At 48.7% G+C, this 14,226-nt stretch carries 13 protein-coding genes; 10 read left to right on the top strand and 3 right to left on the bottom strand.

What is annotated here, in order from left to right:
• Nucleotides 1–172: 172 nt before the first annotated feature.
• The 3 genes from QMG16_RS05115 to QMG16_RS05105 form a co-directional block, all read right to left on the bottom strand.
• Nucleotides 173–403, bottom strand: coding sequence for a KH domain-containing protein (locus QMG16_RS05115; RefSeq protein ID WP_281792691.1), 231 nt, complete (start codon nucleotides 401–403; stop codon nucleotides 173–175).
• Nucleotides 404–430: 27 nt separating this feature from the next.
• Entirely contained in the window at nucleotides 431–736 is a 306-nt protein-coding gene (locus tag QMG16_RS05110; protein WP_281792689.1) for an MTH1187 family thiamine-binding protein, read from the bottom strand.
• 235 nt (nucleotides 737–971) lie between these two features.
• On the bottom strand, nucleotides 972–1,760 hold the full coding sequence (locus tag QMG16_RS05105) for a sugar phosphate isomerase/epimerase family protein (RefSeq protein ID WP_281792687.1): 789 nt from the start codon (nucleotides 1,758–1,760) through the stop codon (nucleotides 972–974).
• A 550-nt stretch (nucleotides 1,761–2,310) separates the two neighbouring features.
• Here QMG16_RS05105 and QMG16_RS05100 point away from each other — a divergent pair.
• From QMG16_RS05100 to QMG16_RS05055, 10 genes are all read left to right on the top strand, one after another.
• Nucleotides 2,311–3,708, top strand: coding sequence for a sigma-54-dependent transcriptional regulator (locus tag QMG16_RS05100; RefSeq protein WP_281792686.1), 1,398 nt, complete (start codon nucleotides 2,311–2,313; stop codon nucleotides 3,706–3,708).
• 427 nt (nucleotides 3,709–4,135) lie between these two features.
• The gene (locus QMG16_RS05095; RefSeq protein ID WP_281792685.1) at nucleotides 4,136–6,373 is read left to right on the top strand and encodes a tetratricopeptide repeat protein; all 2,238 of its coding nucleotides are present in this window, start codon (nucleotides 4,136–4,138) and stop codon (nucleotides 6,371–6,373) included.
• A gap of 64 nt (nucleotides 6,374–6,437) precedes the next feature.
• Nucleotides 6,438–7,784: a sigma-54-dependent transcriptional regulator gene (locus tag QMG16_RS05090; protein WP_281792684.1), complete on the top strand. Its 1,347-nt coding sequence runs from the start codon at nucleotides 6,438–6,440 to the stop codon at nucleotides 7,782–7,784.
• A gap of 508 nt (nucleotides 7,785–8,292) precedes the next feature.
• Complete coding sequence (flgB, locus tag QMG16_RS05085) at nucleotides 8,293–8,682, top strand: flagellar basal body rod protein FlgB (RefSeq protein WP_281792682.1); 390 nt, start codon at nucleotides 8,293–8,295, stop codon at nucleotides 8,680–8,682.
• A complete protein-coding gene (gene flgC, locus QMG16_RS05080; RefSeq protein WP_281792680.1) occupies nucleotides 8,682–9,119 on the top strand; it encodes a flagellar basal body rod protein FlgC in 438 nt (145 codons plus the stop codon). Before flgB ends, flgC begins: the two co-directional genes overlap by 1 nt.
• Nucleotides 9,120–9,137: 18 nt before the next feature.
• Complete coding sequence (gene fliE, locus QMG16_RS05075; protein ID WP_281792678.1) at nucleotides 9,138–9,443, top strand: flagellar hook-basal body complex protein FliE; 306 nt, start codon at nucleotides 9,138–9,140, stop codon at nucleotides 9,441–9,443.
• A 32-nt stretch (nucleotides 9,444–9,475) separates the two neighbouring features.
• Nucleotides 9,476–11,092: a flagellar basal-body MS-ring/collar protein FliF gene (gene fliF, locus QMG16_RS05070; RefSeq protein ID WP_281792677.1), complete on the top strand. Its 1,617-nt coding sequence runs from the start codon at nucleotides 9,476–9,478 to the stop codon at nucleotides 11,090–11,092.
• A gap of 5 nt (nucleotides 11,093–11,097) precedes the next feature.
• A complete protein-coding gene (gene fliG, locus QMG16_RS05065; RefSeq protein ID WP_281792675.1) occupies nucleotides 11,098–12,099 on the top strand; it encodes a flagellar motor switch protein FliG in 1,002 nt (333 codons plus the stop codon).
• Complete coding sequence (locus QMG16_RS05060) at nucleotides 12,092–12,844, top strand: FliH/SctL family protein (RefSeq protein WP_281792674.1); 753 nt, start codon at nucleotides 12,092–12,094, stop codon at nucleotides 12,842–12,844. The genes fliG and QMG16_RS05060 overlap by 8 nt, the downstream gene beginning before the upstream one ends.
• Entirely contained in the window at nucleotides 12,801–14,156 is a 1,356-nt protein-coding gene (locus tag QMG16_RS05055) for a FliI/YscN family ATPase (protein ID WP_281792673.1), read from the top strand. The genes QMG16_RS05060 and QMG16_RS05055 overlap by 44 nt, the downstream gene beginning before the upstream one ends.
• The last annotated feature ends 70 nt before the right edge of the window (nucleotides 14,157–14,226 follow it).

The raw sequence follows: 14,226 nt of genomic DNA, 5'->3' as shown, positions 1-14,226 counted from the left end.
AGATCCTGTGGTGAGGAATTTCAAGTTTTTCTTTCGAAACGAATGGATATGAATATCCAAAAGTCGAGCTGCGTGATTCAGGTCACATGCTCTCAAAAGGTGCTGCAATCTTTCCCTTCAAAGTCGAAAAGGGAAAAACCATAAACCGTGCGGCCAGGTTCATTCGATTGAGCTAACTGACAACGTCGAGTTTTGCCCGCTTTTTATGGCTGGAGGCTGCCGCTTGAACAACGGTTCGAATGGCATTGATCGTATTTCCACCCTTTCCAATGATCTTTCCCAAGTCGTCCGGCGCAATCTTGAGTTCCAGGAATACCGTCTCGTCATCTTCGTGTTCTTCCAATATGACTTCTTCCGGGCGGTCCGCTAAAGACTTCACCAAATATTCAACCAGTTCCTTCATGACAAAACCTCCTCGGTACGCTAAGCATTATCCTTTCGAAAGTTTTTCCATCACAGATCGAATTTTCTGTTCGGGAGTGGCCTTTCGATCTCGCCGATCATCGATTTTGATTTGGGTGAGAACTCGACAGACGTCGGATGAAAAAACGCTTTCATGCATTTTCTTGAGAACATTCCAGATTTCATCGAGGTCCCCGGAAATGATCGTTCCCATGGCAGTCAGTTCGTATTGCAGGGAACTCTCTTTGAGGACGCTCAACACCTTGGCAACGTGTGTGCTCAGACTGCACCCCGAGATTCCAAGAGGAACAACGCTGATTTCTACAATCGCCATGATCGATCCGACTCCTTGTTGATATTGAGACATCGTCAAAAAACTACAATTTTTTGCTTTGGCCATTGGAAAGAAATAGTCCCGGTGCGAGGCATTGACTCAAAGGCTGTCTGAAAATTCCTCTGATTGGGAGCCGAAGCTGCTTTGATTCCCCCTTTAGGGGGCCAGGAGGGGCTGGTTCGCCAAATTTTGACACCCCCTACCTTCCTCAAGGGGAAAATTTTCAGACAGTCTCTCACCGGTTCTTGCCGAGCACCTGCGTCAACCCCGCAAGGGTTTCGACAAGGTGTTCCTTCCGGTGAGGTTCCAATGTCAAAAGCGGTTTCTTTCCTGCCTTTTCCAGCACCCGAAAGAGCGTTACAAAATCGATATTGCCTTGTCCTATGGGCAGATGGGCATCTCGAGTGCCGTCGTTGTCGTGCAGGTGCATTTCCATCAAAAAATCCGAAAGGGCCTCAATCCATTGGTCCAGGGATGTCTTGGAAAAACAGTTTTGATGTCCCACATCCAAACAGAATCCGAAGCAGGCGGAAGGGATCCGTCTGAAAATTTCCTGGTGTAAAAGAGGATCGTGCTCCCAAACGTTTTCCAGCAAGAGAGGGATACCCAACTTTTCTGCCTGCCTCACAAGATCTTCCCAAGTGCCCATGCTGTGATCCAACCAGATTTGCCGATGACCTCCATGATGCCTTGGGTCATAGCCCGTATGGCAAACGACTTGGATGGGGCGAAAAATCTCAAAGATCCGCATAAACTGATCGAGGCGCAGCTTCGATATCTTTCGGATGAGTGAATCGACACTTCCTGGACTCAAATCCCAGAAGGGGCCATGGAGAGTGATGCGGCAACCGCGCTTCTGCAGCTTTGATGCAACGGCATTCATTTCTGTGCGGGGGACTGCATCCAGTTGATTTGCATCAAAACCTATTTCAAGGTTCATACGGTAGTGCAATATCATTTCCAGGTATTGAGGCAGAAACCTCCAGGGCATACTGATATGGACATCCGCAAGGAGCTTTAGCATATCTTCATTGAACTGAGGTAACATTTTTCCATCTCTCGCATTCTGATAATTTTATGAGCAACCTTTTCTATCACAAAGGGGCAAAGAACACAGAATAAATTGAATGTGGATTGTATTCGGGGGAGCACACACCAATAAAAAAATGATGACGCAAAAACACTGCCTGCTGCGATCTCACGGTGACCGGCACGGCGAATAATCTCCTTTTCTTAAGTCCTTTAAAATCATATATACTTTCTATATACCTTGAATTGTCAACAGGGAGATTTGATGCAGGTCCATTTTTGGGGTCCTGGAAGCATGTGCGATGAGGCATGCCCGATCTAAGGAGAAATTATAGGGTGGATAATGATGAGATTTTTGTGTAAGTTAGTCTGCATCCGTTACTCTTCAGGTTGTTAATGAAAGCGCCATCATCGGGGCATGGTGCCTCCTATCCGTAAGTCGCACAGGATTCCGCATGGAAGGGATTTGAATGATATTTTGATCCGGTTGTGGAAAGAGAGTATTTAATCATCCAAAAATTCATAAAATTCGAAATCTATTTCTTATGAAACTTCCTTTCAGAATATTAATCGTCGACGATGATCCCGGTACCTTGGAGGCGATTTCAGATCTGCTCAAAGAGGCCGGCTATGAAATCGATGTGGCTTCAAATGGGCAAGAAGCGATTCGGAAAGCTCGGCAGAATAAATTTGAGGTCGTGATTACGGACCTTTCCATGCCCCGTATGGACGGCATGGAACTGCTGGGGCATTTTATGAAACACCAGCCGGATACCTATGTCATCATGTTAACGGGCGTTGGGACGATCGCTACCGCTGTAGAAGCCATGAAGCAGGGTGCTTTCGATTATCTTTCCAAGCCGGCCAAGTCCGATGAGATTCTTCTTGTTCTGAAAAGAGCCGAAGAAATGATGTTGCTTCGAGCGGAAAACGATTTGCTTCGTTCACAGTTAAAGGAAAGGTACTGTTTCGATAAAATTATCGGCAAGAGCGAACCCATGCAGGCAATCTACCGCATGATCGAGCGGGTAGCGAGGACGGACAGCACCATTCTGATTACGGGAGAGAGTGGTACGGGCAAGGAATTGATCGCCAATGCCGTGCATTACAACAGCGAGCGCAAGGACAAACCCTTTATTCCCATCAACTGCGGAGCGATCCCTGAAGAATTGCTTGAAAGCGAACTTTTCGGTCACGAGAAGGGTTCTTTTACAGGGGCGTATCGAGAGCATTTGGGGCGTTTCGAACTGGCTCATCAAGGAACTATTTTTCTGGATGAAATCGGAGAGATGAGCCCAAAGCTCCAAGTGAAGTTGCTTCGTTTTCTTCAAGAAAAAAAGTTCGAACGGGTGGGTGGGGCTCGAACCATTCAGGTGGATACGCGGATTGTTGCCGCCACCAATAAAGACCTGGAAAAGATGGTGAGTGCAGGGAGTTTTCGTGAAGACCTTTTCTACCGTTTGAATGTGATTCCCATTCGTGTTCCGCCTTTGAGAGAGCGAATCGAAGACATCCCTTTGCTGATTCAGCACTTTCTGAAGCAACACAGTCAGAAGAAAGATATCCCTCTTAAAAGGATTTCAAAAGCCGCCTTGTCTGCCATGCAAGCTTACAGCTGGCCGGGCAACGTCAGAGAGTTGGAAAATGCGATTGAACGCTTGGTCATTCTGACGGAAGGGGATGAAATACAAATGGAGGATTTGCCGCAAAGGATGGCACAGATGCAGGCAAAGCCGAGTTTTTCAACCATCGGCATAGAAGGCGGAGGAATCGATCTCAAGGGGACTCTGGAGGAGTTGGAAAATTCCCTGATCCTTGAAGCCTTGAAAAAAGCCGGAGGAGTGAAGAATCAGGCAGCCAAGCTGCTCGGCCTCAACCGTACGACCCTGATAGAGAAAATGAAAAAAAAGAAGCTTTGTTGTCCCGACCCTCCCGACAAATAGACGAGCTCATTGTTCATGAATGAGCGGGATTTCTATCTTTTCTGCCTTGTCACATCTTGGTTTGCTTCTCCCCGGTGCTTCCCGTGCAAACCCAAAATCATTGGCATGTTCTTTGCGTAAAAAAACCGTGTCGGTGCTTCAGGCCATTTCGTCAGACTGAAAGTTGGGTTGCAATAGTGCTATGGAAAAAAATCGGTCGTGGGAAAAAATATCTTTAGCCACGAGCCTGGTGGTATTTTGCATCATTGCGTTTTCCCCGAGAACCCTTCTCTCATATTCCCAAACCACTCAGATTAAGGACATGCGTCTGGGATTTCACGATACGTTTACGCGTCTCGTTTTTGACGCAGAAGGTCCGCGTCCATCCTCAATCGGCCCTCCTTCGGAAAAGGGTATTGCGATTCAGTTTTCTAAACTGCAGACAACCATGGAAAATGAACGAACGATTGAAGACAATTCCTCCAGGATCCGAAAGGTCAGCTTTCAGAAAAAGAAGGGGCAAATTCTAGTCACCTTTCAAGAACCGCACGTGACTGTCCAAACCGGATTCCTGGATGCCGGCCCCTACAAAGAAGGGCATTATCGGCTGGTGCTTGACTTTTTTACCCAAAAGACTCCGGAGAAGCGGGTCAAAACCTCAGCCCCAACTCCAGACACTAAAGAAGGAACAAAAAAGATCTCCGGCAAGAAACCGGGCGACGCAGACAAGGTGAGCGTTTCATTGGAGACTTCCCAGGCGGCAAAAACACTTGATGAAGTTTCCATGCAATTCGGGAATGAGAAGAGGGATTCAACCGATGAGATTTTACAGCAGGCCGACCGATGCCTCTTAGAGAAGGACAATGCCAAAGCATTTGCTCTTTACGAAGAATTGCTGAAGACGGCATCACTGGGGAAGGAGCGGCAGACGGCCCTTTATGGTCTGGCCGAGAGCTTTTTCCTCATGCATCAGAATGACCTTGTCAATCATGGTCCTGAAGCTCTTAAACGCTACAATTCGGCTCTTCAAGAAGGCTCGATTCCTTCGCGCACCCCTTTGGCGCTCTATCGAGTCGGGTTGTGCTACCTTGCTTTAAAAAATGTCGAAAAGGCGAAAGGCTATTTCAAACAAGTCACACAAGAATATCCTGAAGATCCTGCAGCGGCTGCGAGTTGGCTGCGCCTATCAGAAATATATCGGGGGAAAAAAAATTATGTGGAAGCCATTGAAACGGCGAAGGCTCTCTTGAAGAGGTCCACTTCGCAGCCTGAAAAAGCTGAAGCATATTATTACATCGGACAAAATTTTGCCCTTGTGGGGGAACATCAGCAGGCTGTCGAGGCTTTCCAGGAGTGCCTCAAGCTCGATCAACAATTCTACCTCAGGAAACCCGATATCCTGAAATATATGGGGCAGGCTCTTTCCTGCTTGAAATACGAAGACAATAGCCGTGAATTCCTTCTTCATTACATGAACCTGACATCGAATACCGACGATAGGGACCTCCTTCTGGCAAAGATCATGGAAACCCTTTTGTCTCAGCATGAAGAACGTTTAGCGAACAGGCTCTACAGTTATTTGCAGGTCTATTATCCGGATTCGGAGGGTGCCTCCATCGGCAGTATCCGCAGGGCGGAATATCTGGAGGCTGGGGATAAAAGAGCTCAAGATGAGGCGATTTATCTCTATCGGGAACTTTCACGAAAATCGCTTTCACCCCCATTGGATGGTCTGGTTCAATTCAAACTTGCCCTCTGGGAGTGGAAAAATGGAAATCTCGAGAAGAGTTTGTCGCTGATCGAGGATAGGCCCCAAGGCAGCTTGACGGATGCTCTGCATAATGAGTTTGTAGCGCTTCGTGAAAAAGTGATCTTGGATATGCTCAGGCAAGCTTTCGAGCAAAAGAAATACGACAAGGTTCTGGGACTTTACCAGGGAAATATTCCCATGTTTCAAACTCTGAAAGACTTTGATGTCTTCACGATCATTGGCAGGAGCTATGAAGAACTGCAATCCTACCCGGAAGCAATGGTGTGTTACAACACTGTTCTCGAAAACACCGGAAAGGAAAATGGAAAATGCTTGCTGAATATGGCCCAATGTAGCTTTCGAATGGGTAAGTTGGAAAAGGCCCTTCAATTTTGTCGGCGGATTCCCGCTGGAGACAATGAAGGTCAAAAAAATGAACTTATGGCGAAAATTTTTTTTGCTCAAGGGAAATACTCGGAAACCCTTCAGCAGCTCGGTCATATTTTTCCCAAAGAAAGAAAGCTTACTCCAGACGATTTTGAGTGGGTCAATATGTATATTGAATGTTCTATCGAAACGGGAAAATATTCGGATGCCCTGTCATGGATTCAAAAGGGGCTTGAGCTTCTGAAGGATGAAGATTCAGGCAAACGGGCGCAGCTTTGCCTTTTGAAAAGCAGATGCCACAAGAATCTAAAACAGCCGGCGGAAGCCATCAAATGCCTGGAAAGTGCTCTCTCTTTGCTTCAAGAGGAAGACCTCAAAGGGCAGTTGAATTATGAAATATCCAACCTCTACCTGCAGATCGGCGACAAACAGCAGGCGGTTCAAAAGCTGTCGCAGGTCCTCAAGTCGGGCAGTTCCTTTTGGCAGACTGCTGCGCAGCAGCAGCTGGACTACATACAGCTCAAGGAAGAAGGGCTGAAGATATTTTGATATTCGGCGAACAGTCGGCGTAAGCTTGTGGAAAATATAAAAAGAGTTCAAACGGGGTGGTCACATGGTGGTATTGATCGTTGAAAATGATCCCATAGAAACTCGGATGCTTGCTGATTGTGTCAGGGAACAGGGGCATGTACCGGTAGTTTTGGATGCAGTCGGTCCAGCTTTGCACTACATCGGAAAAGAATCTCCCGATCTTGTTCTGATCAACCTTAACGGTTCTGCGGTCAGTGGGTTGAAGATCATTGAAGCGGTTCGGGGCCGACAGTATGCCATTCCCGTAATTGCTATGACGCATAAGGGACGACTGGAAGACGCGGTTCAATTAATGAAAAGCGGTGCCCACGACTTTTGGGTCAAGCCGATTCCCAGGCAAAAACTGGTCAAGACATTGGAATTATTGGAATCCAAGACTATTCATTCCATTTCAAAACCACCGATTAAACATTCTTTACTCCTGACGCAGAATCCCAATATGATCCATCTTAAGACCATTGCTAAAAAGGTGGCCTTGAGCAAGGCTACCGTTTTCATCCAAGGGGAGAGCGGAACCGGAAAGGAACTTTTTGCCAGGTATATTCACTGGCACAGTGACCGAAAAAACAAACCGTTCGTGGCAGTGAACTGTGCAGCACTCCCGGAAAACCTTTTGGAAAGTGAATTGTTTGGCTATGAAAAGGGTGCTTTCACAGGTGCCATCAAATCCAAGGAAGGCAAATTCGAACTGGCTAATCAGGGGACCCTGTTGCTGGATGAGGTAACCGAGATTTCTGTTCAGCTTCAAGCCAAGTTGTTGAGAGTGCTTCAGGAAAATGAGGTCGACAGGCTTGGGGGAAAATACCCGATTCCCATAGATGTTCGAGTGATCGCCACCACCAATGCCGCCATGGAAGGAGCTCTTGCCGGGGGGCAATTTCGAAGAGATCTCTATTACAGGTTAAACGTGATACCCTTGAAAATTCCCCCCCTGCGAAGTCGGCTTGAGGACGTGGAACTGCTCAGCAAACACTTCGTTCAGAAATATAGCGGCATGTACAATGTTCCGGTGGAAGGAATCGCGTCCGATGCGCTTGAAAAGCTTCGTGGACATTCCTGGCCGGGGAATGTCCGTGAATTGGAAAATGTGATTCAAAGAGGGGTGTTGTTGACTCACGGAAAGGTCCTGAATGCTGAAAGCGTCATCTTTGACCATGAAACTCAGGTGCAAACCTCTTCCCATATGGATATGGAATTGATGACCATAGGCGAAATGGAAAAGCGTCTCATTCACAAGACCCTCGATGCCGTCAACGACAATCGCACGCGGGCTGCGGAAATACTGGGAATAAGCGTACGAACCCTTCGAAATAAGCTCAATGAGTACCGGCAAAACCAAATGATGGGCGAAGGGCTGGAAAGCATCTGAAGCGATAGTCAAAAAAATGACTATGCGAAGCTTGGTTTACGATGCAAAATCTGCGTGCAAATTCTCACCCGAAACGCATTGGGGAGGAGAGAAGATCAGGAGGGTTCCAACCGACTTCTGTCGCCATCCTTTGGTATACGGAAAAATTTGCCGGTTTTATGCTCCACGATCAGAAACACCCATCATGAAAGGAAGAAACCGAAGATTTCTCATTCCTCCCGGTGCCACCTTGTCAATCCATAGCCATCCTCCAAGGACGAAATGCATGGTTTCGTCAGCTGCGGGAGGCTCCATTTTGCATCTCATGAGCCTTCACTTATGCCGGCCGGTTACTTTCCCCTCCAGAGAACTCATCGGCGGCCCCGCCTTGGAACCCAAGACTCCCCCTTGAGGTGATCCATCTTATTAAGAATACATTTATTTTTGTTGAAAAGCCTCTCTCCTTGTGTCCTGTAATGGTATGGATATTGCTAAAATTTTTAGCAAACTTTTAAGGGGGAGGTAGCGTATGGGAAATTCCGTTATGTTTGATCGAACCGTTGAGTTGATGCAAGACCGTCTCAACCTGAATTCTCTGAATCATAAAGTGATATCGAGCAACTTGGCCAATCTCAATACTCCCGGCTATGTTGCAAAGGAATTGTCGTTTGAGAATACTCTTCGGAATGCCATGGAGGACCATGCTTTGCCTCTGGTGAAAAGTGATAGTGATCATGTGGATCCGACCGATTCCAGGATGTCCATGAAATCGCCTGAAATCGTTGCTACAGGCGCAGTGGATTTGGACAGGGAGATGGTGAACCTTTCGAGGAACAATGTGGAATATCAATATATGGTGACGATGCTCAACAAAAAGTTTGCTATGATGAAACAGGCCATAAGCGACGGAGGTATGTAATGGACTTTGATCATTCCATGAGGATCAGCGCTTCGGCACTTAGCGCCAATCGTCTCTATATGAATGTCCTCTCGTCCAATCTTGCCAATTCCAATACCACTCGCACCGCGAATGGAAAACCCTATGAGCGTCGCGTGGTACTCTACGAGAGTGTGCCTTCTGCAGACACTTTCGATGAATCTCTCGATTTGTTCATGCAGGAAGACATTCAAAAGGTTCGAGTGGTCGACGTCGTTCCCGACGGGCGTGATTTTAAGGAAATTTACGATCCCTCACATCCCGACGCCAATGAAGACGGGATCGTGCTGATGCCCAACATCAGCCCCATCGAGGAGATGGCAAATCTGGTGGATGCCACGCGGTCCTATGAGGCGAATTTGAGTGCCCTGGCCACAGCCAAACAACTCTCTCTCAAGGCATTGGAAATCGGCAAATAAACAGAAGAAAGGGATACGATGGCTACGGCGCCCATTACATCGTTTTCGCCTGAAATCAAGGGCGGAATTGTAGCTCCGATTCAGGAAAGCCCTCAAGGCCCCTCCGGAGGGTTTGCCGATATGCTCAAGACCAAGATCATGGAAGTTGATCGGTTGCAGCATGTAGCGGATGACGCTATGAGCGAGGGAGCGGTAAACGGTGCAACGAACATTCATGAGACAATGATTCAGTTGGAAGAAGCGGATCTTGGCATGCGCATGATGTTGAAGGTGCGCGACAAGGCTTTGTCCGCTTACCAGGAGATCATGCGAATGCAGTTCTGATGGAGCCACGTGATGAAAGGTTGTAGCATTTTATGAACTCCCTGCTCAGATTTTTTGAAAAGGGCAAGGCTGCCTTTCTGGGACTTCCAACTCCCCAAAAGATCCTCTATACGGGGGCTCTTTTAGTATTCCTCGGGAGCTTGGCCTTCTTGATCGTTAACAGCAATAAAACAGAATATGCCACCCTCTATGCCGGACTTTCCCAAGAAGATACCGGTCAGGTTGTAGAAAAACTCAAGGCGCAAAAAATACCTTATCAGCTCGAAGGAAACAACCGTGTGTCCATTCCCAAGGACCTGGTGTATGAAACACGACTCTCCCTGGCCACAGAGGGTCTTCCCAAAGGGGCCGGGATGGGTTTTGAGATCTTTGATCAGCAAAAACTGGGAAGCACGGAATTCGTCCAAAAGGTCAATTACCAGCGTGCCCTGCAGGGGGAGTTGGCTCGAACCATCAATCAGATCGATGCGGTGGCCGAGAGCCGTGTTCATTTGGTCCTCCCGCAGGAAAGCCTTTTCAAGGAAGATGAGCAGCCTCCAAGTGCCTCCGTTGTCTTGAAACTGAAATCGGGAACTCGCCTCGGACCCCAGCAAGTTCAGGGGATTGTCAATCTTGTGGCGGGTGCAGTGCAGGGACTGCAGGAAGACAGAATCACCATCCTGAGCACCGACGGTCAGATTATATTCAAGAAAAGCCCGTCGGAAAGCTCCTTTGGCATGAGCGATCAGCAGATCGAGTACAAGAAGAATCTTGAGGAGGATCTGCGGCGCAAGGTCCAGACCATGTTGGAGCAGCTCCTGGGAGCCAATAGAGTCATCACTCGCGTTTCTCTTAACTTGGATTTCAACCGAACTCAGGTGGCGGAAGATACCTATGATCCGGACAGTGCCGTGGTGCGCAGCCAGCAGAGGAGTACGGAAAATTCTCAGGGAAAGGAGTTGGGTCCCGGCGGCAATCCGGATGTTCCCGTCAATGTTGAAAGCAAACTGTTGCAGAATTCACCCCAGGAGGACGGTCGGAATCCGGCACTAAAAGGGTTCAACCGACAGCGGGAGACGGTCAATTATGAAATCAACCGGGTCACTCGTCAGATCACGTACACGCCGGGAAGCATCAAACGCATCTCTGTGGCGGTGATGGTGGACGGTCCTTACGAAATGAAAGAAAATGGCGAGGGCAAGGTCGGTCCTGTTTTTGTGGGGCGTTCGCCCGAAGAGATGAAGACACTGGAGGATCTGGTCAAAAAGGCTGCGGGGTACGATGAAGCTCGCGGCGATCAGATAACCGTTTCCAATGTTCCCTTTGCTGTGGACTATACGGGGCAGGATTTGGGAATGCCTGAAAATAGGTGGATCAAGATGGTGAAAGAGAATCAAAGAATCCTGTTGAACCTGCTCCTTATGATCCTGATTTTCTTCTTCGTTGTCAGACCCTTCATGCGAAAATTCCAACAGTTGGGAAAGGAACCCGAGAGCTTGCCGGATTCTGTTCCTGCCTTGCCGGTCGGACAGGATGCCGGCGCTGCTGAAATGCTTGAACCTCCCGAGATGAAACCCTTGACACTTCGGCAGCAAGCACAGGCTCTGGTTCAGAATGATCCCGAGAGGGCGGCGCAAATTCTCAGGTCCTGGTTGCAGGAGGAGGTCTAAATGCCATGGATAAACTGAACGGAGCCCGGAAGGCCGCCATCGTCCTTCTATCTCTGGGTGAAGAGACTTCTTCCTTGATCCTCAGGAATCTCACCAAGGAGGAAATCAAACGTATCGGCATTCATATGGCAGAAATCAAGGGGGTCAAAAAGGAGGTCTCCGATGAACTGCTGCAGGAGTTTTCTTTGAAATTCGAAGAAGAGGATCAAGTCTCCATTCCGGGCGGTCATTTCCTTAGAAACCTTCTCCCCAGTGTGCTCGGCAAGGATGAAGCCGCCGACATGATGGGCCGGATTGAAAAGGAAAAGGAAAAGGTACCTTTCAAGTATGTGAAGGAAATAGACGCCAAGGTTTTGGCAAATTTCATTCGCAACGAACATCCCCAGACGATCACCGTCATTCTGGCGCACCTGGGGCATGAAAAGGCCGGTCAGGTCATTCACTTCCTGCCCGAAAACCTTCAATTTGAAGTGATCAATCGTATCGCACAGTTGGAGATGGTGCCGCCCGACCTCATCAGGGATGTGGATGAAGTCCTCGAAAAGGAACTGCTTTCAGTGGGCCAGGACAGTCAGCGCATTTTGGGGGGTGTTTCAACTGTGGCGGAAATTCTTAACTACTGTGACAAACGGACCGGTGAGAATATCCTTCAAGCCATGGAGGAGCGCAACGAGGAGCTCGCCGAAAAAGTCCGAAAGCTCATGTTTGTTTTTGATGATCTGGCTGCTGTGAATGATCAGGGGATTCGAGAACTGCTCAAGGAGGTTCCCAACGAGGAGCTCACCCTGGCGCTCAAGACCGCTTCCGAGGAGTTGAAAAGCAAGATTTTCAAGAATCTTTCCAAACGAGCTGGAGAGATGCTCCAAGAAGATCTCGCGATCATGGGCCCTGCGCGTTTGAGCGATGTGGAGGCGGCTCAGCAGAATATTCTGAACGTCGCCAGGCGCATGGAAAAAGAAGGGCTCATCATTCTTGCGGGGCGGGATGGTGGAGATTCGCTTGTCTAAAATCATTAAAGCTTCCGAGAATGCTCCATTGCAGCGTTTTGATTTTTCTGAAATCGAGATGGATGTCGATGGAAGAAATTCTTTTGTGGCGAAGGATGAAAAAGACCGGTTGGAAGGTGAATCGGAGAATGTCGATGACTTGCCCTCCCAAGCGTTGCACGACCTCGAGGAAGCCATTAGAAATCGAATGCTGGAAGCGGAGCGGCACGCGCAGGAATTGGAAAAGACCGCCTATGAAAAAGGGTACGTGCAGGGGCAGAAGGATGGTTTTGAGTATGGACGGAAAAGCGCATCCATCATACAGGAACAACTTGAAAATATCTTGAAACAGTTGGGATCCTTGCCTGCCGGGGTATTCAAGGACTATCGTCAGTGGTTTATCGATGCCTGTCTCACAATGGTGCGGCGTATCGTTCAAAGAGAACTGACGATGAATCCTGAAAATTTGACACAGCTCATGACGGCATTGCTTAATGAAGCGGAAGAAAATCAAAGCCTTATACTCTATTTGAATCCCAGGGATTTGGATATGCTCAAGAAAAATACACCCTTTGAAAAGTGGATGGAACAGGTTTCCAGGTCGTTTTTGGTAAAGGCCGATGCCGGAATGACGCCGGGGGGGTGTCGGTTGGAGAGCGAAATCCAGGTGCTGGATGCCGGTATAGAGACCCAGTTCGCCCTGCTGGAGGAAGCTTTAAGAGGTGAATTGGCCGGTATGGAAGCCGAAGATCTCGAAAATGCATGACGACTATCTCAAATTGCGGCAGGTGATTCCCCGTTTCAAGGATTTTCCGAGGTGGCGCAAGTTCGGGCGTGTGGTCTACCTGGTGGGCAACATTGTCGAAGTGGCAGGCCTGAGGGCGGCATTGGGAGACGTCTGCAAGATTTTGCCGGCAGGAGGTTTTAAACCGATCTATGCCGAGGTCATCGGCTTCAATCAGAAGCGGCTCAAGTTAAGCCCTTTGACTCCTCTCAGCGGGATTGCGCCGGGGGATACCGTGCAGCCCCATCACCAGGCGAGCGCCATTTCTTTGCATCCCTCCATTCTGGGCCGTGTGATAGATGGCATGGGCGAACCCATAGACGGCAAGGGGCCCTTGCTGCAAGGAATTTCCTATCCCCTTTCGGGGGACATCTCCAATTGCATGGAACGTCCTGTCATCAAGGAGCAGTTGGATGTTGGCATACGCAGTATCAATAGTCTCCTGCCCATCGGCAAAGGGCAGAGAATGGGCATCTTTGCAGGATCGGGCGTGGGCAAGAGCACTCTTCTGGGGATGATTGCCCGTTATACTTCCGCTGATGTCAATGTGATCGCCCTCATTGGAGAGCGTGGCAGAGAGGTGAATGAATTTCTCGAGAGTGAACTCGGAGCGGATGGATTGGAACATTCCGTCGTTGTGGTGGCTACTTCCGATCAACCGGCGACCGTTCGTATGCGAGGGGCATATGTTGCCTGTGCCATTGCCGAGTTTTTCCGTGATCAAGGGCGGGATGTCCTTCTCATGATGGATTCCGTTACCCGGTTTGCCATGGCGGCGCGGGAAGTGTACCTGGCTGCCGGGGAACCGCCCACGACAAAAGGCTATACACCGAGTGTTTTCAGTCACTTGCCTCGACTTCTGGAGCGGGCGGGCAATTTTGAGAGGGCTTCTATTACCGGCATTTACTCCGTTCTGGTGGAAGGCGGGGATATGGAAGACCCCATAGCGGATAGTGTGCGCTCTATTCTGGATGGGCATATCGTTTTGGATCGGTCTCTCACTCAGAAACGGCATTATCCCGCCATCAATCTTCTCAAGAGTGTCAGTCGTTTGGCGAGCAGGTTGCACAACGAAAAGGATAAATTCCTGGCAGCCAAATTGACCCGGACTCTTTCCCGCTATAACGAGAGTGAAGATATGATCCATATCGGGGCCTATATCAGGGGAAGCCATGCCGAAACGGACTATGCGATCGATATGATAGACAGAATCAATGATTTTCTGCGCCAGCCGGTGGATGAAAAATGCACTATTGAAGAAGCCCGGGCTTCCTTGGCAGCTCTTTTTGAATGACTACCGGTTTTCCATAACTCTTCTCCTGAAGATATATAGAATCATTTGTAAGGGAGTTGGCGGATTCTAA

It is taken from the genome of Desulforhabdus amnigena (assembly GCF_027925305.1).
GTDB classification, from domain to species: Bacteria; Desulfobacterota; Syntrophobacteria; order Syntrophobacterales; family Syntrophobacteraceae; genus Desulforhabdus; species Desulforhabdus amnigena.
Note: the sequence above shows the minus strand (reverse complement) of the source record. Positions and strands in the feature narration are given on the sequence as shown.